Source organism: Pararhizobium gei, from assembly GCF_029223885.1.
Taxonomy (GTDB): domain Bacteria; phylum Pseudomonadota; class Alphaproteobacteria; order Rhizobiales; family Rhizobiaceae; genus Pararhizobium; species Pararhizobium gei.
This window is the reverse complement of sequence record NZ_CP119409.1, coordinates 3,332,732-3,354,987: the sequence shown is the minus strand read 5'-3', so window position 1 is coordinate 3,354,987 and position 22,256 is coordinate 3,332,732. Positions and strand designations below refer to the sequence as shown.

Genomic DNA, 22,256 nt, shown 5'->3' with positions numbered 1-22,256 from the left:
CGATCGCTTTTACGCGCTCAAAAACTCGTCCCACTTCTGAATGAGGTGATCATATTCATCCGGCCACTGGTGCCAGTAGGCGACGTTGGCCGCGCGGGTCTCCAGCGAGCCGCCGTCACGCAGGTCGCCTTCCTTGATGCCGCGTTCGGCGGCCCCCACCCATGGCTTGCCTTCGTACCAGAAGGCATATTTTTCCGGCGCCATCACGTCCTTGATGTTGGTCGTCGGCGAATAATAGCCCTGCTCGGAAACGGTGATACCCGGCTCGCCCGAAAGCCAGTAGTCGGAATAGGCGATGACGGCTTCCTTGTTCGGGGTGCCCTTCAGCATGGTGTTGCCGATCGACCAGCCGCGATAGCCTTCCTTGGGAATCGCGTATTTGCACGCCTTGCCCTGTGCCTTGACGGCCATGACGGCAGGCTGCCAGGCGTCGCAGACAACGATTTCGCCGGAAGCCAGGAAGTTGACGAGTTCGCCGAAATCGCCCCAGAGAGCGCGGAACTGCCCTTCCTTCTTCTTGGAGATCAGGAATTTGGCAGCCTCGTCCATCTCGGCGGCCGTTGGGTTGCCGGGGTTCTTCACATCCGAAAGACCGAGTGTGTTCATCGCCATGACGGCCTGGCCGAAGGCTGTCAGAGGATCCGTGTTGAGGCCGGATTTACCCTTGTACTTGCTATCGAAGATCGCCGTCCAGCTGTTGGCTTCCTCGTCGGACAGAACCTCCGGGTTGTAGCCGATCGAATCGAAGTTGAAGACGGTCGGAACCATCCAGAGCGACGTCTGGTTTTCGTCCGTCCAGATCTGGCCGACGATCTGCGCCTTGGGATCGAATTTCGGATCCGCCTTGGTGAAGATATCGCGGATATTGGACCAGTTCTTCAGAGCCGATGTTTCGATCGGCTCGGCATTGTCGGTCATGACGACGGAGGGGAGCCGCTCGCCAATGGTTTCCCAGACATCATAGTCCTTGGAGCCGGAGAGGATGCGGGTCTGCGCATCCGGGAAGGTGGCTGCGGTGCCCGAGGTGGAGCCGACGCCGCTTGCCTTCTTGAAGTCGGCGAGGATACGTTCCTGGACCGTCACCGACAGGCCGACCGTGCGCAGTTCCTGGCTTGCAAGCGAGGCCTGCGCATAGGCAGCGCTCGACGACAGGAAGTGGGTGCCGCCACCCATGGCCAGCGCCATGGCACCAGCAGATCGCTTCAGCAGCGAACGACGATTCATTTCCATCGAAATTGTCATTGTCTTTCTCCGGTTTCTTTTTGTTCCCCAGGGCGTCCTTTATTGGACGCCCATCGTTTATCAGGCAGTACCGTCAGTATCGGCCCACGAGGAGACCGCCATCCACGACCAGAACCTGGCCGGTCATGTATCTTGCGCCATGCGATGCGAGAAAGGTGATGACATCGGCGATCTCTTCCGGTTCCCCGATGCGCCCCATGGGAATGAATTCTCCCGCCCTTTCGGCTCCGGCCGCACCCAGCGAATTTTCCTCGGACAGAAGCTGCGCCGTGCGGATATATCCGGGCGCCATGCCGTTGACGCGGATGCCGTCACGGGCAAGCTCGACCGCCAGTCCGCGAACCAGACCGACGACGCCGGCTTTCGCTGCCGAATAATGCACATGCTCGTCCCAGCCGTAGGACGTGCCCATGATCGACGACAAGGCAATCACCGCGCCGCTCTTGCGTGCCTTCATTCCGGGGGCTGCCGCCCGAACGACGCGAAAAATACCTTTGAGATCGATATCGAAGGTCAGCTCCCATTTTTCGTCGGTCAGCACATCGAGCGGCGACTTGTGGGCAATTCCAGCATTGGCGACGATAACGTCGATGCGGCCATGGCGGGCTTCGACATCGGCCACCAGCGTATCCACAGCGGCTGTGGAGCGGACATCGAGATGCGCGAATTCCGCCGAGCCGCCGGCAGCCTCGATGGCGGCAACGGTCGCTTTGCCTTCTGCTTCCAGAACATCGGTGACGACAACATGATCACCAAGCGTTGCAAAGGCTTTCGCGGTCGAATGCCCGATGCCGATGCCGGCGCCGGTGATTAAAACTATGCGGGACGTAGCGGTCATGTCGGTTTTTCCTGTGCTTAAAGCATCACATCGCCGGAGTTCGGACCAAGTGTCTGGCCGACGAACAGGCTGGCTGCGGGCGATGCGAGAAACGAAACGGTGGCGGCCACCTCTTCCGGCTCGCCGAAGCGGCCAAGCGGCAGTTCGGCTGCTTTTCGCGCCTGCCAGTCCTCGGACAGGGCGCGCACCAGTGGCGTGTTGATCGGGCCGGGGGCAACGGCATTGACGCGCACACCGCGGCTCGACACTTCACGCGCCAGCGACTTCGTCAGACCGATGATCGCGGATTTAGCCGCCGCATAATGCGACAGTTCGATCCCGCCGATCTGGCCGAGTTGCGAGGCGATGTTGATGATGACGCCGGAGCGGGCGGTGAGCATGGCGGGAAGAACCAGCTTCGTCATCAGGAACGTGCCACGCACATGCACGGCGAACATCCGGTCGAAATCGTCCACGTGAAGATTTTCGAACAGCGCCTGATGGACGATGCCGGCGCAATTGACGAGCAGTGTCGTATCGCCGAAAGCATCGACCCCAGCCTTGTGGATGGCCGCCGTATCCGCCTCTGAGGAAACGTCGCCGGCCACCGCCTTGGCCTTGCCGCCTGCTGCTGAAATCTCGTCTGTGACACCCTGCGCCGCCTCGATCTTCAGATCGTTGACGACAACCGCGTAGCCGTCCGATGCCAGCCGATGGGCAATGGCGCGGCCGATGCCGGAACCGGCTCCAGTTACAATGGCGGAGGGGACCATAGCTGACGACATCATGCTTCCTCCTGAATGGCGATGCGTTTGGCGCGGCGGATGGAAAGCGTCATCAGCGCGGCGTAGACACCGAGAAGTGCGAAGGAGAAGATTGTTGTCAGAACACCGAAGGCGAAGACGTTCGGGTGCACCTCGACCGAGAATGTCCCGTAGATGGCCAGAGGCAGTGTCAGATCGCGGCCCGAGGCAAACAGCGTTCGTGAAAATTCATCGTAAGAGAGCGTGAAGGCGAACAACATGGCCGACAGAACGCCCGGAAAGATCAGCGGAAAGGTGATCTTGCGAAAGGTCTTGATCGGCGACACGCCCAGCGACCAGGCGGCCTCCTCGACGCTCGGATCGAAGCGGTTGAGGATCGCCAGCATGACGAGGAAGGCGAAGGGATAGGTGTAGACGACATGCAGCACGAAGGCCGTACCCCACCAGTGGCGGTCGATACCCAGCACGTTGGCAACCAGCGCCATGCCGAGACCGACAAGCACGCCCGGCACCATCATGCCGAGAACGATGAGATAGAATGCGACGCCGGACCCCTTGAATTTGCGGCGGAAGGCCTGCGCTGAACTGACGCCCAGCACCGTTGAGACGATCATCGTCATGACCGACAGGGCCAGTGAGCGGAACAGGGCCTCGTTGATGGGCAATGGTGCGATGCGCGAGGGTGGCGTGAAGCCGAACAGATGTTGGTACCAATAGGTCGACCACTCGATGATCGGGAACTGCGGTCCGCCCTCCGGCCCCGTCTGGAACGACAGAATGCCGAGAACCACCATGGGCGCATAGAGGAACACCAGAAAGAGGCCGGTGTAGACGCCAAGCGCGAATTTTGTACCGCTGGAATTCATGGCTCAAAGCGCCTTTCTGAGATCGACGATCCGCAGCAGCGCCGCCACCACGATGCCCATGAGGATGGTGAGAACCACGCCGACGACGGCGGCAAAGGCCCATTTCAGCGATCCGACCTGAGTGACGATGATATTGCCGAGCAGATTGACCTTGCGTCCGGAAAGGGCAGCGGCGGTTGCGAATTCGCCGAGCACCATGACCGAGACGAAGATGGCGCCAACGACAACGCCGGGCATCGTCAGCGGCAGAATGATTGTGCGGAAGATACGCCAGAAGCCGGCACCCATATCCTGCGCCGCCTCGATGACGCTCTGGTCGATACGGCCCATCATGAAGGCGATGGGGCCGACCATGAAGACGCAATAGATCTGCGTCATGCCGATGATCACCGAAAGCTCGGAAAACAGGAGAACTTCAATGGGCGTGTCGATGACGCCGAGCGCCTGCAGGATGAGGTTGATCGCGCCCTCTTTCCCCAGCATCGGTCGCCAGGCCAGAACGCGGATGAGAAACGATGTCCAGAAGGGAATGACGCAGAGCACCAGAAGCGCGGTCTGGACGGTCTTGTTGCGCACGAAAAGCCCGACATAAAGCGCGGCCGGATAACCGACGAGAAGAGTTGCGACGAGGACGATCAGCCATATCCGAACCGTCGTCCAGAGCGCGCTCAGATAGGTTTCGCTGGTGAAGAATGTCACCCAGCTCTGGACCGTCAGGATCGGGCTGATCTTGAACGTGGTCTGCGTCCAGAACGAGACGTAAACCATCATCAGCATGGGAACGACAAGGAAAAGAAGCATCCACAGAACGCCCGGCAAAAGCAGCCACAGCGTCTTGTCCGACGCTTTTTTTGCGGCAATTGCCGGTGGTGCCGTGGATGTCGTCTCAGCGATTATCGTCATCGTTCAATCTCCAATCCGTCTTGCCGCCGGAAATGCTGCAAGCCGGTCATGCGTAGACAAGGGCATCGTCGCGCTTCCAGACCAGTGCATAGCGCGAATGGGGTTCAAGTGCGGCGGGCACGGTCTGACTGAGATGCGACTCCACCTCGAACACGCGCCCGTCATCCAGCGAAAAGAAGGAATTGATCGCGGCGCCGGAATATTCGTCAGCGACGAAGGTCGCTTCGAGCCGAACCTCGTCATTGGCGATGGCCTCGTCCAGCGGACGAACGGCGATCCGGTCGTAGCGAATGGCATAGCCTGGCTTGCCGCATTGGCGCGGTCGTGCGCCACCGAGCGGAAAGGTCGCCAGCGGATTGACGAAGCCATCGCCCGACAGCGTACCGTCGAACAGGTTGTAGCAATTGAGAAAGCGGGCGACGGCAGGCGATTGCGGCCGGTTGTAGATCGTGTCGGCGTCAGCGGCCTGGGCGATCTTGCCCTGATCGAGAACAAGAACGAGATCGCCCATGGCCAGCGCCTCGCTTTCGCTTCCCGTCACATGCAGGAACGTGACGCCGCAACGTTCGCGAATGGCGCGCAACTCGGTGCGCATGCGGGCGCGCAGGTTTGCATCCAGCGCGCCAAGCGGTTCGTCGAGCAGAACCAGCGATGGCTCGGTGATCAGTGTGCGGGCGAGCGCCACGCGCTGGCGCTGGCCGCCGGAAATCTGCGTGACGGCCCGTTCATCGAGACCGTCGAGCCCTACCAGGGCCACCATGTCTTTGACCCGCGCCTGCAGTATTTTCGGATCTGTCACCGGATCGATGTCGCGATGTTCGAGACCGAAAGCAATATTTTTGGCCACAGACAAATGCGGGAAAAGCGCGAAATTCTGAAAGACGAAGCCGATATCGCGACGATGCGGCGCAACACCCTCGATGCGGTTGCCCTTGAAGGTCAGGCTGCCGGCATCCGGCGTTTCAAATCCGGCGATCACCCGCAATAGCGTTGTCTTGCCGGAACCGCTCGGTCCGAGCAGCGCCACATAGGCATTGTCAGGCAATGTGAGATCAAGCCCGTCAAACGCGTTCAGGGCGCCGTAGGTCTTTCGCACATTCGAGAGATCCAGAACTGCCGACATGATTTCCCTGTCAGTTTGACGGCGAGCAACGACTGACTTTTTCCCTTCCTGCCATGCAAGAACGACGACACGACCGGGCAAGGCAAGGGCGTTTGCGCACAAGCAATTGCGCACACCGCATCATTCGTTCTCGACGTTTCTTTTCGTCCACCTCTGGGGCGCTTCTTCCGGCGCCCGATGATCAAAAAGATTACATAAATGAACTTTGTATTCAATAGGCTTTTCGCCATCAAAGAATTTTCCACGCATTTTCACAGCCGACATCGATGGGGCTTACCGAACGCGCATAAAAACCAGCTTGCGTCGCAGCTTGGACGGCAGTATGCGATTTCGCAGCTAAGCCTAGAAAATAAGCTTTTTAGACGAGAATTCTGCCGGAAAAACATGCAAAAAATCACATTTTCTTTCAGCTTTGCCTTTGTTGTTGGCAGAAGTGCGAAATTCTTGCGGGCACGGATATCCCCTGGCCCACAATTCCATTTTGCGAATTCACCGTTTAATTGTATACAAAAATCATTTAGTTTCTGATGTGACGCGCATAGAAAATGTCTTAAAGAGAGATGCAACTTCAAAACCATCCGTCACGCGGATGGAGGACCTCCCTTCCGATGATACGAAACCGGCCGGCACAGAACACCCAGCGACGTTACGAGATCGCCGAGCAGATTCTGCGTGAGAATATCGACGGTGGCCTGCTGCCTGCGGGGCTTGTCCTGCTGGAGGGGCCGATTGCCGAAATTCTTCAGACGTCGCGTGCGCCCGTCCAGCGCGCGCTTGCGCGTCTTGAGTCCGATGGCCTCATTCATCGTTTCAACGGGCGTGGCTTTCTCGTCGGCCCGCCGAACGCAGGACTGGTTCCCGACCGGACGGATATCAAGTCCTTCGGCATCGTCATTGCGCGGGATGCCGATGAGGCTTTGCAAAGTCGGTCGTCCTGGGAGCGTATCTACAATACTGTCGAGGCCGACGTCGCCGGCTGTGTTGTGTTCGGGCAATACCGCATCATCGAGATCGAGCTCGCAAACCATTTCAAGGTCAGCCGAACGGTGGTCCGCGACGTCCTTGGCCGGTTGCATGAACGCGGTCTGGTGCGCAAGAACCAGAGTTCGCACTGGATCGCCGGGCCGCTGACAGCCCAGACCATCAAGGACCACTTTGCATTCCGGCGCATGCTGGAGCCTTCGGCGCTTCTGGCCGGCGCAGAGAATATCGATCGCGACAGGCTGAACGATCTTTTCGTGCGGCTTCTCGAGATGGAAGGCAGCGATGTCGGCGAGCATCTGGAAAATCTTGATGCGCTGCAGTCCCAGATGATCGACATCTGCGTGATGACCAACGCCAACGAAAAGATGCGCGAATTGATCCGAAACAATCTCCTGCCGCTGGATGCCTCCGAGCGCCTGTTGCGCCATCTGGGTCTGCCGAGCGACCCCACCGTTATTACCGAAATGCGGCTCATCGTCGAACTTCTGGTGCGCGGCGCCGCCAAGGCGGCGGCGGCCATGCTTGAAGCGCATCTCGATGCGGCGATGCGTCGGATGATCGCCCAGATGAAGATCGTCTCGATCATCCCCGGCCCGACGGTGACGGCCGACTATCTCACGCGGGTCGAATAGTCCTGTCATCCCGCCATCCTCAGGACAGGCTTTGCCGTATAGCGGCGATGAGTTTTGCGCGCTCGGTGCGCGCTTCGAGAGCCTCCTCCATCGTCACCTTGATAAAGCGGGTCGGCGTGTGCGGCTGGAGTTGGCCGATCAGGTCCATATCGGCTGAAATGACCGTTCCCATCATGAAATACCCTCCGCCGGATACAGCGTCCCGGTGCAGGATGATTGGCTCCGTGCCACCGGGAACCTGAATGGAACCATAGGGGTAGCAACTGTCGACGATGTTCGACGGGTCTGAACCTGCGCCGAAAGGCTGCGTCCGGTCGATGAAGGACAGCTTTCGGCCGCCGCGAAAGCGATAACCCATGCGGTCGGCCTCGGGTGCGACCTTCCAGGCATCGGCAAAGAAGCTTTCCTTCGCATCATCCGTCAGCCGGTCCCAGTACAGACCGGGAAGCACGCGAAGCTCGGCCGGATTGCCCGGCATGCGGCGCAGCGCCTCCGGCACGGTGCGACCGGCGATCCCGGCGTTTGCAGTTCCCAGGGGCAATTCGTCGCCAGCGGCAAGCGCCCGGCCCTTGAAGCCGCCCAGCGCGCCGATCGGATAGGTCGAGCGACTGCCCAACGCCACGGGCACATCGATGCCACCCGCAATGGCGATATAGATCCGCGCGCCCGATTTCAGGAAATCGAAGGTGAGCGTCTGTCCGGCCTTCACCGCGAAGGCCGTCCATCCGGGCTGGGCCACGCCATCGACTTTCGCCGGCATATCGGCGCCGGTGACGGCGACCAGCGCATCTTTCGTGAATTCCATCTTCGGCCCCATGAATACGGCTTCAAGCCCGGCCGCATTCTCCTCGTTGCCGACCAGCAGATTGGCTGCTCGCATCGCCAAGCGATCCATCGCACCGCCGATCGGAATGCCGAGGTGGAAATAGCCGGGCCGCCCGAGATCCTGGACGGTCGTCGACAGACCATGGTGCAGAACCTTAATGGCCATTGAGCATGCCCTCCAGATTGGCATTGGTGCCGGCGATATTCTTCTGGAACGCCCGAAGGTCGAAGGTCACCTCGCGGATCGGTGGGTAAAAGGCGCCCTTGTCCACATCCTCGACCGCCTGATCGTAGGCATCGCGATCGATCGGCTTGAACTTGACGATATCACCGGGACGGAAGAACACCATGAAGTCTCGCAGGTAGCTGGTTGTCTGCGTCGGATCGAAGATCGGCATCGGGGTGATGCCGAACATCTGATAGCCCCCTGCACCCCGCACCGAATAGATGCAGCCGAAGCAGCCGCCATGTCCGACGGTGAGGCGCGGCGTATCCGTACGCGGCCGCAGATATTTCGGCACCTCGATCTGCCGCTGGCGCTCCACCATCTGGTACATGAAGGGCAGACCGGCAACGAAGCCCACCATGGACACGAACCAGGGCGAACCCGAGTGCGCCGTCACGAAATCGTCGACCGACGCGAAGTCGTTGATACGCGCCGCATAATCGAGATCGGTCCCCGACGGTTCCTGATGCCGTTCGCGAAACCGCATCAGTGTCTCGTGCGTCCACGGGTCGTTGTAAAACACGGGTATTTCGACAATGCGTGTTTTCAGAACCGGTTCGGCCTTTTCAGCCGCGCCCTCGATCGCCTTGACCTCTTTCAGGATATCGTCCGGCTTTATGATGTCGGGGTTGAACTTGATCTGGAAAGAGGCATTGGCCGGGCAGATTTCCGTTACGCCCTTGATCGCGCTGTCGCGCACCCCCTTGGCCATCGAAAGACTCTTGAAGAAGGCGTCCAGCGACATCTCGTCACTGCATTCAACGAAAAGGTGTTCGTCACCCCCGAATGTATAGCGGCTCTGCATCAGGCAACCTCCACTTTCCGGGTAACGGGCAAGGCAAAATGCGTCTCAAGCCAGGTTTCGAGAAACCGGGTGTGGTAATCGCCGCGTCGGACGTTGTCGTCGTCAACCAGCGCCAGGTGCAAAGGAATGGTGGTTGCAAGCCCTTCGACCTTCAGACCTTCGAGCGCCGTCTTCAGCCGGTCGAGGCAGGCTTCGCGGGTGTCTGCGTGGACGATCAGCTTGCCGAGCAGGCTGTCGTAGAATGGCGGCACCGTATAACCTTCGTAAAGCATGGTATCGAAACGCACGCCTTCACCCTCCGGTATCTCCAGCGTCCCGATCCGGCCCGGCGCCGGCATGAAGCCGCGGGCAGGGTCCTCCGCATTGATGCGACATTCGATGGCATGGCCGGATACGCGGACATCCTCCTGCCGGATGGACAGCGCAGCGCCACCGGCAACGCGAAACATCTCCTGCACCAGATCGATTCCGGTGATCATTTCGGTTACAGGATGCTCGACCTGAATGCGGGTATTGACCTCGATGAAATAGAACGCGCCGGCGTCCTCGTCATAGAGATATTCGACAGTTCCTGCCCCCCGGTATTTTACGGCGCGGGCGAGCGCAACTGCGCTTGCGCATAGCTTTTCGCGGATATCGGCCGGCAATAGAAAAGCAGGCGCTTCCTCCCAAACCTTCTGGCGGCGACGTTGCAACGAGCATTCCCGCTCGAAGCAATGAACGACGTTCTCGCCATCGCCAAGAATCTGTACTTCGACATGCCGTGCCCGCGTAATGACCTTTTCGAGATAGAGACCGCCATCGCCAAAGGCCGCTGCCGCCTCCGCCGAGGCCTGCGGGAACTGCTGTTCCAGATCGGCCAGTGTCTGGACAATGCGGATACCGCGCCCGCCACCGCCTGCCGCTGCCTTGATCATCATCGGAAAGCCGGTTTTTTCGACCACTGCGCGCGCAGCCTCGAGCGTATCGACGCGCCCGTCGCTGCCGGGGACGGTGGGCACACCGGCGCTGGCTGCAACGGAGCGGGCCGCCACCTTGTCGCCCAATAGACGGATTGCGTCACCGCTCGGGCCGATGAAAATCATGCCGGCGGCAACGACGGCATCGGCAAAATCTCCATTCTCAGACAGGAAGCCGTAGCCCGGATGGACGGCATCGACGCCGGCCGCTTTGGCGGCATCGATCACTGCCTCGATATTGAGATAGGATTTCTTGGGCGCAGGCGAGCCGATGTTGATGGCCTCGTCGGCGAGCCTGACGGCCAGCATATCGCCATCGGCAGCGCTGTAGACCTGAACCGTGCGGATACCCAGCGCCTTGGCGGCTCGAATGATGCGAACCGCGATCTCGCCACGATTCGCCACGAGAACGGATTGAATGGTCATTGCTCAACCTCGGCGATCACCTGGCCTGCCATGACCGGCTCCTCGTTGTCGACCAGGTAACGGATATTTGCCCCGGAGACGTCGGAGGCGATTTCCTGAAATGTTTTCATCACTTCGATGAGGCCTATGACATCGCCGGTCGCAACAGCAGTGCCGTCGGCCTTGAAAGGCGGCGTTTCCGGAGACGAAGCCCGATAGAAGGTGCCAGGTAGCGGCGATCTGATTTCGAGCTTGGTCATGACTGTTCTCCGCGCGTGGATTTAAGGCCGATGATGTCCGATACCGGTGCGATGCGGATACCGTTTGCAACCAGCGTTTCGCGCATGGTGCGCACGATATCGAGGGCGCCGAGCGTATCGGAATGAAAGCAGACGGATTCAAAGGCGATGTCGATGTCGTTGCCGCTGACGGTGCGCACCTTGCCTTGCCTGCAGGCACGCAGGACCTTGCTGGCGATCGCCGTCGGGTCCGGCCGTCCGGCATCGCGGGTAAAGACGATCGATCCGGTATCGTTGTAATCCCGGTCCGCATAAAATTCGCGGATGGCAGGCTGGCCTGCCTCAAGTGCCGCGGTGTAAGTGGCGGAACCACCCATGCAGAATACAGGCGTATCAGGGACGGCGGCGCGCATGTAATCGACGAATATCCGTGCCAGCTCCGGATTGACGGCCATCTCCATGTAAAGGGCGCCATGCGGCTTGATATGCTGCAGACGCGTGCCGTGACGGCGGGCAAACTCGCGGATCGCACCGACCTGATAGATGATGTCGTTGACCAGTTCCCTGGCGGTTCCGTCGATCTTCCGGCGGCCGAAACCCTGCAGGTCGTTGTAACCCGGATGCGCCCCGACACCGACGCCGTGGGTGACCGCAAGCCGGACCGTCTCATCCATCAGGTTCGGATCGCCGGCATGAAATCCTGCGGCGATATTCGCGGAACTGATGAACCCCATCAGGGAGGTGTCGTCGGTATCGCCGATGCGCCAGCGCCCGAAAGCCTCTCCCATATCGCAATTGATATCGACAATCTCAAGCAAGACGCATGTCCTCTATTGCCTGAATTCATGCGGTTTTCAGGCCAGCATATTTTCGGTCAAGTAAGGCTAGGAGAAAAAATTCCCTTTGAAAATTTCTTTTTTACCATATCGTATATCTGAAAATCAGAATGCCCGGCGACAAATACGTTTCTTTTTTTGTGATTATTTTGAACATGTTAGGCTGATTTGGCTATATTGGAGGCATATCCCTGCTTACTGTTTGGTCGGTCGTTCTGTTTTTCAGAAGGTTCACCTTGAAAATTACGAGCCAAGACGGGAAGCGAGTATGGCTGTTAGCCTGAGACAATTGCGATATTTCGTAGCGACGGCCGAGCTTGGCCAGATTTCGCTGGCGGCCGTCAACCTGTCGATTTCGCAATCGGCAATCACCACTGCCATCAAGGAACTGGAGCATATCGTCGGCGTCAGTCTTTTTCTGCGGACATCGCAGGGCATGGATCTGACGGAACCCGGACGGCAGTTCCTGTCGCATGCCTATGAAATTCTGAAGAAGGTGGATGAGGCGACGCACCTCAATTTCGTCTCCAGCGCCGTAGAGGGAACACTCAGCGTTGCCGCCACCTATACGGTGATGGGCTACTTCCTGCCATTGCATATCGAGCGCTTGAAGCGGCTGTTTCCGAAACTGGAAGTTCAGTTTTTCGAACAGAACCGGGAATCCATAGAAGAGGGATTGCTGACCAACCGCTATGATATATCGGTGCTTTTAACGTCGAACATCCTCAATCCGGCGCTGATGACCGAGAAGCTTTTGGGATCGGCACGACGGCTGTGGGTTCCTGCTCAGCATCATTTCCTGCGCCGCGATGTTGTCGGTCTGCGCGATATCGCTGATGAGCCATATATCATGCTGACAGTGGACGAAGCTGCGCAATCCGCGCTGAAATACTGGAGCGCCAGCCCCTACCAGCCGCGGGTCATTCTCCGCACGTCATCGGTAGAGGCGGTGCGCTCCATGGTCGCAAACGGCCAGGGCGTTGCAATCCTGTCCGACATGGTGCACCGTCCCTGGTCGCTGGAAGGACGAAGGATCGAGACGATTTCCGTCAGCGACCCCGTGCCTGCCATGGATGTCGGCCTCAGCTGGCGCAAGAACATGGAACTCTCTCCCGCCATGATAGCGTTCCGCTCCTATTTCCAGCAGGCGTTTCATCTTCCAAACATTCAGCGGTAGTATTGCGCAGCGACCGTGATCGCTGATTTCGGTGACGACCTTCGCGTGGATCCCTCACGCGTGATCGTTATGGCTCACTCGCGTTACCGCCTTTTTCCACGCCGGCCGGGCTTACAGACTGCGATGCTCCGCCCGTCCCGGTTTCCGACGTCGGATCCCTGTCTGCGGGAACTGTCTGCATGGTTTCGCCGGCCGGCGGGGTGTTGTCGATCACAGGCTGGTCCTGCGAGGTGATAACGGCCTTGCTTTCCCCGGTGCCTGTCTGGTGCGTACCCTCCGCTGCATCGTTGTCTGTCGCCTCCCCGTAGGTCCCAGCAACAACACCGGCCACTGCTGCAAGCACAAGACCTGCGATCAGAACCATAAGAACGGGGCGCCCCAGGAATCCTTGGCGCGCCTCCACTTGGTTCACTTCAACAGTCCTCTTCGTATCTGCAGTCGATACAGTGTCGCCGCGTTCGTCTTTATAGGTGGCCATGACCGCTCCTTTTGTATTCCGGTCTAAACCATCGGGATGTCGCAATGTTCCCTCGACACGCGCAACGGCTTGCTACGGGCAGCGGCTGACGACATTTCCATTATCGGGTGCGAAACGCGTCGGGCGCGGTTTTACATGTCTCTTGCTCCTTTCTCGACGGCCTTCGAACTCTACCGCACCAGGATCCGGGCGCTAATAGATCCAAAATGATTCAGATTTCCCCGATCGGCAGGATTGTCGCGAATGGAACCAATAGAGTGTTGGTGGATTGTGGGCGGGGATCACTTCAAGATCCGACAGGAGCACACCCATGAAGAAGTTTTTTATTGCGGCGGCAGTCGTCGCCCTCTCTGCATCGTCCGTTTTCGCGCAGACGGCCACGCCGACTGCTAATCCGGAAGGCGAAACCCCTGCGGTCGCAACGCCCGAAGATACCAATGCGACAGCGCCTGTAGAAGGCGCCAACAGCTTCACCGAAGATCAGGCCATGTCGCGCATCGGCGAAGCCGGCTACGGCGACGTGACCGATCTGAAGCTGGATGACAAAGGCGTATGGCAGGCCAAGGCAACCAAAGACGGCAAGCCGGTCGCTGTGTCCATGGATTACCAGGGCAACGTCGTCGCCAAGTAATCGCAGCTTAATATAATTCAAAACACAACAGTGGAGAAACACCATGACGAAAACGGTAACAGGACTATTCGATCATTATTCGGACGCAACGTCGGCCGTCGATCAACTTAAGGCTGCCGGTATTTCCGACGGGGATATCAGCATCGTCTCGAACAATTCGGACGGGCGCTATAAGGACGGTGACAATGATGCCGCCGAGGGCGCTGGTACAGGCGCAGGGATCGGCGCAGCTGTCGGCGGCGTCGGTGGTCTATTGACTGGCCTTGGCATTATGGCAATCCCGGGCGTCGGACCGGTCGTCGCCGCTGGCTGGCTTGCGGCAACGGCTGCCGGGGCTCTGACAGGCGCAGTGGTCGGCGGTGCTGCCGGTGGACTGATCGGTGCCTTGACCGATTCCGGCGTCGATGAGGATGATGCCCACGTTTACGCCGAAGGCGTCCGTCGCGGCGGCACGCTGGTCACGGCAAAGGTCGATGAAGCACGTGCTGCTGAAGCCGAGGCCATCCTGCAGCGCTCCAACTGGGTTGATCTTCCCACGCGACGCACGGCCTACGAAGGCCAGGGCTGGACCCGCTTCGACGATGCTTCGGAACCCTACACGCAAGCTGAAATCGATGCAGAACGTGCCCGCTACGCCGGTCGCGCTTCGTCAATATAAAAATACTAAGGATGCCGAATTCATGGATTCGGCATCCTCGTTTTTCGACGTTACGACTGAATCAGTTTTGCATTTATAATTTTGGTTACCGCTCACATTCAGCACCACTCATTCCCTTGTCCGCCATTTCGGTAACGAAGGACGGGGGCAAAAATTGGCGATTGTACCGCCCACATTTATCAGGCGATTGTCGGTTTCACCGATGGAACCGAGCCTGGACGAGGATTTGAGATGCCGTCATCGTCTTCCTCGACCGGTATTTTTCCTTCGGGCGTCAAGCTATCCACCGCTTTCGGAAGATCGCTGGACAATCTGCTCAGGATTTCGTCCCGGGTCAGCCCAGTTCGTGCCGCAATATCCTGCAGAACGTCCGGCCCTAATGCCTGCGACAGGCCGTTATCATCGATTTCCTTGTTTGGACCATCGTCTACCCAGGACTTGGCCGTCTCCCCTTTTCCAGCTTTGTCGAACTGATCGAGGAGCCCGCCGAGGCCGCCGCTCAGAATATTACCGCCGCCCGAGTTTCCGCGCAAAAGGTCGCCCAGGCCGCCCATTCCTCCTGTGCCGCCCAAGCCTCCAAAAAGACCGCCAAGACCTCCGGTTGATGCCGAACCATTTTCGGTTGATGTCAGATCGCCGTTCGGATCGGCAGCACGGCCGCCATTTCCCGTGAGCCCCTTGAAGATCTCGGCAATCTTGTCGCGGTTTTGGAAGCCCGCGACGGCAAGAACACTGAGGAGGGCGGTCATGGCGCTGCGTGACATGGGATGATCTCCGGTTCGTGATTGGTTTCCATCGCATAACCCGCCGCGGAGGTGCATGTTCCGGCGGATGCGGTAAACGCCTCTGGAGTTATCCGGATTCGCTCTGCCGGTTCGTAAAGCGGGCATTGCCAAGCCCCGTCCCGATGGTCAGGATGCCCCATCGCGAGACGTCAGCCATGAAGGGAATTTGCGACAGCCCCTGCACGACGGCATCATTGTGCATCATCACGAAGGTAGCGTGACCATCGATCTCGGGGATGGCTTTCATCAGTGCCGCAGGCAGGTTGAAGTGATCGCTGTCCCAGTTTCCGCCGGGTAGGTTCTGTCCGCCGCGTTCAATGGACCCGTCGGGATTGATGATGCCGGGGCAGGCGATGCCGATCACCGGTGCCGGCTTGAGCTTTGCCTTTTCGGCTTTCCCGATCAGATCGCGAAGCATCTCGACCAAACGCTCCACCGCAGCGCTGCGGCTCGGCTTGTCGTCGGCATGACGCCACAACGAGAACTCGCTCACGGACGGCTCGAAATGAACCTCTTTCTGCCTGTCGAATTCCACGATGCCGGCCCGCATGTTGGTGCCCCCGATATCCACGGCCAGAATGGCGCGGTGTCCCTTCAGCATCCAGGCGGGCATCAGGTGGATCGAGCCTATCAGCCCGGCATCGTCCGGGTCGTGCACGATCGGGACGAGGTCGATTTTCGTGCCAGAGGCATAGAGCAGGAGCATGGTGCGGGCGATTGCCAATTCGCCGCATCGGCTGGCCCGAAAACCGCCGCCGACTGCGATGCGTTCCGTGTCGGACCAACTTTTCAGTTTGAGAAATTTCGAGATCACGCGGGCAAAATCCTGCGAAAAATCCTCGATGGCGCTCATGACGGTGGCCGAAGCTTCGATATTGTCGCCTCGCAACAAGGCATCCATCTTCTTTTTCGAGAGTTCGTTGCTTCGTGCCTCTCCCAGTGGATCTTTGCCAAACTGGCGCGCCAGCTTTCGCCATTCGTCAAGCTTCAGCTGGAAGGTTCGCTTGTTCGCACCGTCACCGACGAAGCCGTCCTTATCGCGTAGCTCGTTGTTGTAGTCGTCCACCGTGACGGAAGGCAGTTCGGCGGCGCCGTGAGACAGGGGCGTCTTGATGTTCGCGTTCGACGCGGAACTGCTCTTTGCCATTGATCAACTTTCCTGGATGGATCATGCGGACATAACGCTTGACCGGGCGTAGCGTTCCCCTTGCCGGGGCTTGGCTGTGACCTAGCTCTGAGACAGGCCGGCAGCTACGGAGAAGAGAGTGCAGGATACGATCGCCACAGAATCCCTGTTGAAAACGATACTCCACCAACCGGACCGTTGGGCCTTGTTTCTCGATATCGATGGCACTTTGCTCAATCTGGCTGCAACGCCTGATGCCATCGAAGTTCCCGCCGGGCTGCCTGAGCAACTGAACAGGTTGTCGAGAAAGCTCGGTGGCGCTTTGGCTTTGGTTACGGGGCGCTCGCTCGCCTATGCGGATACATTGTTCCAGCCGTTCTCATTCCCGACCGCAGGACTGCACGGTGCTGAATTGCGCGATGGCAACGGCCTGCAGCCTGCCGAGGCGACGCCTGCCTTTCAGGCACTGAAACATGCCTTGACGATAGAGGCCGAAAACTACCCCGGCGTCCTGATCGAGGACAAGGGTGCTGCGGTCGCGGCCCATTACCGGTTGGCGCCGGACTACGAGAAGCTCCTGGAAAAACGGATGATGTTTTACGCCGAGCAAGCGGGTCCGGGCTGGGCGCTGCAGCTTGGAAAAATGGTGTTCGAACTTCGTCCCGCGCGCTCCAGCAAGGGGGACGCGCTGGAACGCTTTCTCCAGTCGGCACCGTTCCGCGGCCGGGCGCCGGTTGCTCTCGGTGACGACCTGACTGACGAATCCATGTTTGCCGTGGCGAATGCCCGCGGCGGGGTTTCGGTCAGAATCGGCACTGTGGATGCCCCGACCTGCGCCCAGGCCCGGCTTTCCTCGCCAGCGCTCGTTCGAAATGTCATAACGAGCATGGCAAATTGACGCGGGCTTGTGCTTGCACCATGTCGGGATGCTGTCGTCCCTTGCTGCACGCGGCTGCTTCGTGATGGCTGGTGATCGGTTTGACTGAAGCAATGGCCTCCGCGATGCAGCCAAAGGACGATCTGCACCGTTTGCTTTGGCTGTTCCATCATCTAATACAACGGATCATGAAGATTGCATTCTATTGCCCTTTGAAATCGCCGCGTCACCCGGTGCCGTCCGGTGACAGACTCATGGCGCGGCAACTGATGGCGGCGCTCGAGAAGGCAGGGCATGTGGTCGAGCTTGCCTCGGAACTTCGGGCTTTTGTTTCGGAACCGGACCCATCTGCGATGGCGGATGTTTCGAACGCTGCGTATGCGGAGAGGCGGCGTCTGGCAGTGCTCTGGCGTGAGACGGGCGCTCCGGATGTCTGGTTTTGCTACCACCCCTACTACAAGGCGCCGGATCTTCTCGGTCCGGCGCTCGCCCGGCAGTTCGGGCTGAAATATGTCACGGCGGAAGCCTCCTATTCGTCGCGGCGGAATGCGGCGGGGTGGGCGGAGCGGCAGGCTGTTGTGCTTGAGGCGGTCAAGGGCGCGGCCGTCAATATCTGCATGACAGAGCGGGATCTGGACGGACTTGCGATTGCGGCGCCGGATGCCCGCCTTGCACGGCTTTCTCCCTTCATTGATCCGGCTCAATTTCTTATACGGCAGCCTGCGCCGCAACCGGGACATTTGGTGACAGTGGCGATGATGCGGCCCGGCGACAAGATGAAGAGCTATGCCATGCTGGCGGAGGCGCTGACGCGGATCGCCGATCGGCCATGGCGCCTCTCTATCGTCGGCGACGGGCCACGCAGAGATGAGGTTCGCAGCCTTTTTTCCGGCTTCGAGGACGAGCGTATCCGCTGGCACGGGGAAAGGACGCCGGCAGAGATTGCTGCTCTTCTTTCCGAAAGCGCGCTCTATGTCTGGCCAGGTTGCGGCGAGGCTTACGGACTTGCCTATCTGGAGGCGCAGGCGGCCGGTGTGCCTGTGGTTGCCCAGGCAATCGCCGGCGTACCTGAGGTCGTGGCGCATGGGAAGACGGGGTTGATGACGCCGCCGGGAGACGTCGCCGCCTATTCCGCAGCTATCGCGCAGTTGTTGACGGAAGACGCCATGCGGCTGGAGTTTGCAGCGGCGGCCCGCCGTTTCGTCATTGAGCAGCGTTCCTTCGATGGGGCATCCGAACGGCTCGGCGCTATTCTGGCCAGGTATGTGACAGGATCAGCTGGGAATGAGTAACGAAATGCACCTGCTGACCAAGGAACTGGATCGCTGGGCCGATGCAGGCAAAGTGGCGCATTTCTGGCTGCGCGACGACGATGCGACGGAGCCGAGTGCGCCTCTCGACCAGCTTCTGAATGTGACCGGGCGTTATTCCGTACCCGTGACCCTGGCCATCATCCCCGCGCATACAGGAAATGCCCTGGCGCGGCGGCTGGAGGAGGAAGGTTCAACCAGCGTCGCCGTTCACGGGTGGTCACACGACAACCATGCCGGTGCTGGAGAAAAGAAACAGGAACTTGGGGCACACCGGCCGGCGCCCGAGGTGATGGATGAACTGAAGCGTGGCTTTGACTATCTCTTATACCTGCACGGAAAACGTTTCGTACCGCTGCTCGTGCCGCCCTGGAACCGGATCGATGCCGCCCTTCTTCCACATCTTGCCGATGCCGGCTTCAAAGCGCTGTCAGTCTACGGCTCGGAAAAACCCTCTCCTGTGCCGCTGGTCAACTGCCATGTCGATGTAATGGATTGGCACGGGACGCGCGGCGGACGCGACCCGGCAGCGCTCGCGCAGGAAACAATCGTGCGTTTGCGGTACATGTTTGATAACGGCGGATCGATGGGGTTGCTGACGCATCATCTGGTGCACGACAAGACCGTCTGGGACTTCCTTGAGGCCTTGTTTGGCGTCACTGCCGGTCATCCCGCCTGTCACTGGTGCAGGGTGGCCGATCTCCTGGATCTTTCTTAAAGCTCGATCAGTTGGCCGTCGCGGGCCGCAAAGGCACCGTCGAATTCGGCAGAAGCCGCCTGGTGGATCGCATCGAGTTCCGGATCGGTGCGCAAAGGCGAGTGATGAATGAAGGCCACTTTCCTGGCGCGGGCGGCGCGGGCGAGGCGTATAGCCTGCTGCCAGGAGGAGTGCCCGTAGCCGACATGAACCGGCATTTCGCTATCGGTATACATGCAGTCATACAGAAAGAGATCGGTGCCGTCGATGAGATCGAGCACAGCCGGATCGAGCGTTCCCGGCCGGTGCTCCGTGTCTGTGACAAGCGCAACGGCACGGCCACCCCACTCCACGCGGTAACCGATAGCCCCGCCGGGGTGGTTGAGGCTCGCAGTTCGGATCGCGACGCCCGGATAGGGAGCAAGGACGTCGCCGGAGCGGAAGTCGCGGCAATTGATGGCAGCGCGGCAGATATCCGGCTCGACCGGAAACCACGGCGGCCGCATGAATTCGCCGATCATCTGACGCGTCGACATGCGCCCTGCCAGATGTCCCGACCATAGCGTTACCGCAGCGCTCGGATCGAACAGGGCCGGCAGATAGGGCAGGCCGACAATGTGGTCGTAATGACAGTGCGTGAAGAAGAGATTGAAATCGGCAACACCTGCTGCCTTGAGAGCCTGACCGGCCGGCATCAAACCAGAGCCGGCGTCGAACAGCAATCGATGCGGTCCACATTGCATCTCGATGCAGATCGTATTGCCGCCATAGTGCTGGAACTCGGCCCCCGAGACCGGGAGGCTGCCGCGCACTCCCCAAAACCGTACCCGAAACACGTTTTCGTACACTCTCTTGCTGCAGCCACGATCAAGGTGATGGCCACCTGTTGTGCAAATATCTCATCAATTTCTTAAGGTCGTCTTTTTTCGAGACCTTTGCCAAGCCTCATTTCCGCCATGTTAGCCAAACTGCATGGGTTAAGCGAGGGCGCAGTTCGCTTTTTATTTCCACATATGGCAGAGACGGCAGCAAATGAATCCGGTTTCAGGATTTGACGGACCATGGACACCATAGAGCCCAGCCGGCCGCCTCTCATCGCGGTTGTCGCCGACGCGCATTTTCACGACATTTATGGCGACTACGGTTTCGAGGGGCTGCAACGCGACGGTCGCCGCCTGACGCTGCGTCTTCTCGCCGACACCGCCCGCTCGACGCGGGTTTTCAACGAGAGCCATGCAGCTTTGCATCGCACGCTCGATAGCATTGCCCAGCGCGGTATTCGCCATGTCGTTCTCCTGGGTGATTATTCGGATGACGGGCAGATTGAGACGGTGCGGGGCGTTGAACAGGTCCTCGAGACCTACAGCAAACGCTTCGGAATGCGGTTTTATGCCACCGTTGGCAATCACGATATCTTTGGCGTGCAGGGACGGCACCGGAGCAAACGCGTTCTTGATGCCGACGGCGGCTACTGCGTGGTCAGCAGCGATCCGGCTTTGCGTGATCCTTCGGCGCGGTCCATCGAGGTCAGCGAGGCGATGTATTGCAGAGGTTACCCGGACGGCCTCGACATCATGGCGCGGTGCGGATTTTTCCCGACGGCAGGCGACCTTCACTGGGAAACACCGTTCGGAGCGGACGGCGATCCGGGCGGGCGGATGTACGATGTTCGCTCGCCGGACGGGAGAACGCTGCGCAGGCTGATGGACGCATCCTATCTCATCGAACCTTTCGCAGGTGTCTGGCTGCTGATGATCGATGCCAATGTCTTCGTGCCTGTAGATCGCGTTCCTGTTGGCCAGCCGGGGGATCTTGCCGACAGCACGGGCGCTGGATGGAATGCCATGCTGAGGCACAAGCCCTTCATATTCGACTGGATCAGGGACGTGACGAGGCGCGCGCGCCATCTTGGAAAGGTCGTTCTCGCTTTTTCGCACTATCCGGTCATCGACCCGCTTGATGAAACGGCGGACGACGAGATTGCCTTGCTTGGCCGCACCGGCATGTCCGAGCGCATTCCCGGCCCGGCCGTCGCTAACGCTCTGAGCGAAGCCGGGCTTGATGTTCACTTCAGCGGGCATCTGCATGTCAACGATACGGCGCGGCATCGGACGGGCGACCGTGTTCTTGTCAATATCGCGGTACCGTCGCTGGTGGCCTTTCCCGCTGCCTACAAGATCGTGTCCATAGGGACGGATACGATCGACGTCGAGACGGTCGATCTTGGGGACATGCAACTCAGCCCTTTGCTTCGGAAAAGCTATCAGCGCGAGATCGCCCATTCTGGCTTGAAGTCCGGAGCGATGATGGAAGCAACGGACTATGGTTCCTTTCTCTCCGCGCATTTGGGGCATCTGACAAGCCGTCGCTATTTGAAGCGCGATTGGCCGAAAGATCTGGCGGAATTTTTTCGCGCGGCTAATCTTTCGGATCTGGCTATCCTGGCGTTCATCGAAGAGCCAATCCCCACCGAGGAAGTTTTCAAGGCACTCTCAACGGTTCGCGAGCGCCATGGCCTGCTTCAAAGCCTGAGTGCCGCAGGGGCAGAACCGGCGGCGCTGTCGGTCATTCCGGCCGTTGATTTTCTCGCTGATTGGTACCGTTTGCGGATGGGAAGCGAGCTTGCACTGGACTGGATCGGCAAGGGTCGGATGGCGCTTTACCGGGCTGTCAGCACTCTCTACGCAGAACGCGAGTGGCTGGATCAGCAAAGTGTGCAACACCAAATTTCATTGGTGTTCCGGATGTTGGAGAAATATCTCGATGGCTTGCCGTCCCGGAATTTTCGCGTGAACCGCGTGACTGGAGCGGTCCTTGCTATTGAAGCGACGACCGGCGTGCTGTCGGAGACTGGAGCGCAGGCTTAGCAAGCGATGCATGCTGCAATCCGG

At 59.4% G+C, this 22,256-nt stretch carries 23 protein-coding genes; 8 read left to right on the top strand and 15 right to left on the bottom strand.

Translation table 11 applies throughout. The features are described 5' to 3' along the window. Positions 1-9 precede the first annotated feature (9 nt). The 6 genes from PY308_RS16280 to PY308_RS16255 all read right to left on the bottom strand — a co-directional run bounded on the left by PY308_RS16280 (position 10) and on the right by PY308_RS16255 (position 5,715). Positions 10-1,242: an ABC transporter substrate-binding protein gene (locus tag PY308_RS16280; RefSeq protein ID WP_275784525.1), complete on the bottom strand. Its 1,233-nt coding sequence runs from the start codon at positions 1,240-1,242 to the stop codon at positions 10-12. Between the two features lie 73 nt (positions 1,243-1,315). Then, the gene (locus tag PY308_RS16275; protein ID WP_275784524.1) at positions 1,316-2,080 is read right to left on the bottom strand and encodes an SDR family NAD(P)-dependent oxidoreductase; all 765 of its coding nucleotides are present in this window, start codon (positions 2,078-2,080) and stop codon (positions 1,316-1,318) included. A gap of 17 nt (positions 2,081-2,097) precedes the next feature. Further along, a complete protein-coding gene (locus PY308_RS16270) occupies positions 2,098-2,847 on the bottom strand; it encodes an SDR family NAD(P)-dependent oxidoreductase (protein WP_275784523.1) in 750 nt (249 codons plus the stop codon). Next, positions 2,844-3,689 (bottom strand): ABC transporter permease, encoded by an 846-nt coding sequence (locus tag PY308_RS16265; protein WP_275784521.1) that lies wholly within the window; start codon positions 3,687-3,689, stop codon positions 2,844-2,846. The genes PY308_RS16270 and PY308_RS16265 overlap by 4 nt, the downstream gene beginning before the upstream one ends. Positions 3,690-3,692: 3 nt before the next feature. Beyond that, positions 3,693-4,592, bottom strand: coding sequence for an ABC transporter permease (locus tag PY308_RS16260; protein WP_275784519.1), 900 nt, complete (start codon positions 4,590-4,592; stop codon positions 3,693-3,695). 46 nt (positions 4,593-4,638) lie between these two features. Next, the gene (locus PY308_RS16255) at positions 4,639-5,715 is read right to left on the bottom strand and encodes an ABC transporter ATP-binding protein (RefSeq protein WP_275784517.1); all 1,077 of its coding nucleotides are present in this window, start codon (positions 5,713-5,715) and stop codon (positions 4,639-4,641) included. Between the two features lie 608 nt (positions 5,716-6,323). Here PY308_RS16255 and PY308_RS16250 point away from each other — a divergent pair. Continuing rightward, positions 6,324-7,331 (top strand): GntR family transcriptional regulator, encoded by a 1,008-nt coding sequence (locus PY308_RS16250; protein ID WP_275784516.1) that lies wholly within the window; start codon positions 6,324-6,326, stop codon positions 7,329-7,331. A 19-nt stretch (positions 7,332-7,350) separates the two neighbouring features. Here PY308_RS16250 and PY308_RS16245 read toward each other — a convergent pair whose 3' ends face one another. From PY308_RS16245 to PY308_RS16225, 5 genes are read right to left on the bottom strand one after another with little or no spacing between them, the layout of a single operon-like run. Then, entirely contained in the window at positions 7,351-8,322 is a 972-nt protein-coding gene (locus PY308_RS16245; RefSeq protein WP_275784515.1) for a 5-oxoprolinase subunit C family protein, read from the bottom strand. Continuing rightward, entirely contained in the window at positions 8,312-9,187 is an 876-nt protein-coding gene (locus tag PY308_RS16240; protein ID WP_275784512.1) for a 5-oxoprolinase subunit B family protein, read from the bottom strand. The genes PY308_RS16245 and PY308_RS16240 overlap by 11 nt, the downstream gene beginning before the upstream one ends. Continuing rightward, entirely contained in the window at positions 9,187-10,572 is a 1,386-nt protein-coding gene (locus PY308_RS16235) for an acetyl-CoA carboxylase biotin carboxylase subunit (RefSeq protein ID WP_275784511.1), read from the bottom strand. Before PY308_RS16235 ends, PY308_RS16240 begins: the two co-directional genes overlap by 1 nt. Further along, positions 10,569-10,811: an acetyl-CoA carboxylase gene (locus PY308_RS16230; RefSeq protein ID WP_275784509.1), complete on the bottom strand. Its 243-nt coding sequence runs from the start codon at positions 10,809-10,811 to the stop codon at positions 10,569-10,571. Before PY308_RS16230 ends, PY308_RS16235 begins: the two co-directional genes overlap by 4 nt. Further along, entirely contained in the window at positions 10,808-11,578 is a 771-nt protein-coding gene (locus tag PY308_RS16225; RefSeq protein WP_434064263.1) for a 5-oxoprolinase subunit PxpA, read from the bottom strand. The genes PY308_RS16230 and PY308_RS16225 overlap by 4 nt, the downstream gene beginning before the upstream one ends. A 316-nt stretch (positions 11,579-11,894) precedes the next feature. Here PY308_RS16225 and PY308_RS16220 point away from each other — a divergent pair, with 316 nt between their 5' ends. After that, entirely contained in the window at positions 11,895-12,803 is a 909-nt protein-coding gene (locus PY308_RS16220; RefSeq protein ID WP_275784506.1) for a LysR family transcriptional regulator, read from the top strand. Between the two features lie 67 nt (positions 12,804-12,870). Here PY308_RS16220 and PY308_RS16215 read toward each other — a convergent pair whose 3' ends face one another. After that, complete coding sequence (locus tag PY308_RS16215) at positions 12,871-13,281, bottom strand: hypothetical protein (RefSeq protein ID WP_275784504.1); 411 nt, start codon at positions 13,279-13,281, stop codon at positions 12,871-12,873. A gap of 310 nt (positions 13,282-13,591) precedes the next feature. Between PY308_RS16215 and PY308_RS16210 the strand changes: the two genes are divergently transcribed. Next, entirely contained in the window at positions 13,592-13,912 is a 321-nt protein-coding gene (locus tag PY308_RS16210) for a PepSY domain-containing protein (protein WP_275784502.1), read from the top strand. 43 nt (positions 13,913-13,955) lie between these two features. Beyond that, positions 13,956-14,570 (top strand): general stress protein, encoded by a 615-nt coding sequence (locus tag PY308_RS16205; RefSeq protein WP_275784500.1) that lies wholly within the window; start codon positions 13,956-13,958, stop codon positions 14,568-14,570. Between the two features lie 179 nt (positions 14,571-14,749). On the opposite strand, the gene PY308_RS16200 is transcribed toward PY308_RS16205, so the two are convergent. Together PY308_RS16200 and PY308_RS16195 are read right to left on the bottom strand one after the other, a co-directional pair. Then, positions 14,750-15,334 carry a YidB family protein gene (locus tag PY308_RS16200; RefSeq protein ID WP_275784499.1) on the bottom strand — a complete coding sequence of 195 codons (585 nt, stop codon included), beginning with the start codon at positions 15,332-15,334 and terminating at the stop codon, positions 14,750-14,752. Between the two features lie 88 nt (positions 15,335-15,422). Further along, positions 15,423-16,502: an ROK family protein gene (locus tag PY308_RS16195; protein ID WP_275784498.1), complete on the bottom strand. Its 1,080-nt coding sequence runs from the start codon at positions 16,500-16,502 to the stop codon at positions 15,423-15,425. A 118-nt stretch (positions 16,503-16,620) separates the two neighbouring features. Here PY308_RS16195 and otsB point away from each other — a divergent pair, with 118 nt between their 5' ends. From otsB to PY308_RS16180, 3 genes are all read left to right on the top strand, one after another. Beyond that, positions 16,621-17,379: a trehalose-phosphatase gene (gene otsB, locus PY308_RS16190; protein ID WP_275784497.1), complete on the top strand. Its 759-nt coding sequence runs from the start codon at positions 16,621-16,623 to the stop codon at positions 17,377-17,379. A gap of 167 nt (positions 17,380-17,546) precedes the next feature. Next, the gene (locus tag PY308_RS16185) at positions 17,547-18,650 is read left to right on the top strand and encodes a glycosyltransferase family 4 protein (protein ID WP_275784495.1); all 1,104 of its coding nucleotides are present in this window, start codon (positions 17,547-17,549) and stop codon (positions 18,648-18,650) included. Next, positions 18,643-19,386 (top strand): polysaccharide deacetylase family protein, encoded by a 744-nt coding sequence (locus PY308_RS16180; protein WP_275784494.1) that lies wholly within the window; start codon positions 18,643-18,645, stop codon positions 19,384-19,386. The genes PY308_RS16185 and PY308_RS16180 overlap by 8 nt, the downstream gene beginning before the upstream one ends. Here the strand turns inward: PY308_RS16180 and PY308_RS16175 are convergent. After that, the gene (locus PY308_RS16175) at positions 19,383-20,213 is read right to left on the bottom strand and encodes an MBL fold metallo-hydrolase (protein WP_275784492.1); all 831 of its coding nucleotides are present in this window, start codon (positions 20,211-20,213) and stop codon (positions 19,383-19,385) included. The genes PY308_RS16180 and PY308_RS16175 overlap by 4 nt on opposite strands. A 213-nt stretch (positions 20,214-20,426) precedes the next feature. Here PY308_RS16175 and PY308_RS16170 point away from each other — a divergent pair, with 213 nt between their 5' ends. After that, positions 20,427-22,232 (top strand): metallophosphoesterase family protein, encoded by a 1,806-nt coding sequence (locus PY308_RS16170; protein ID WP_275784491.1) that lies wholly within the window; start codon positions 20,427-20,429, stop codon positions 22,230-22,232. The last annotated feature ends 24 nt before the right edge of the window (positions 22,233-22,256 follow it).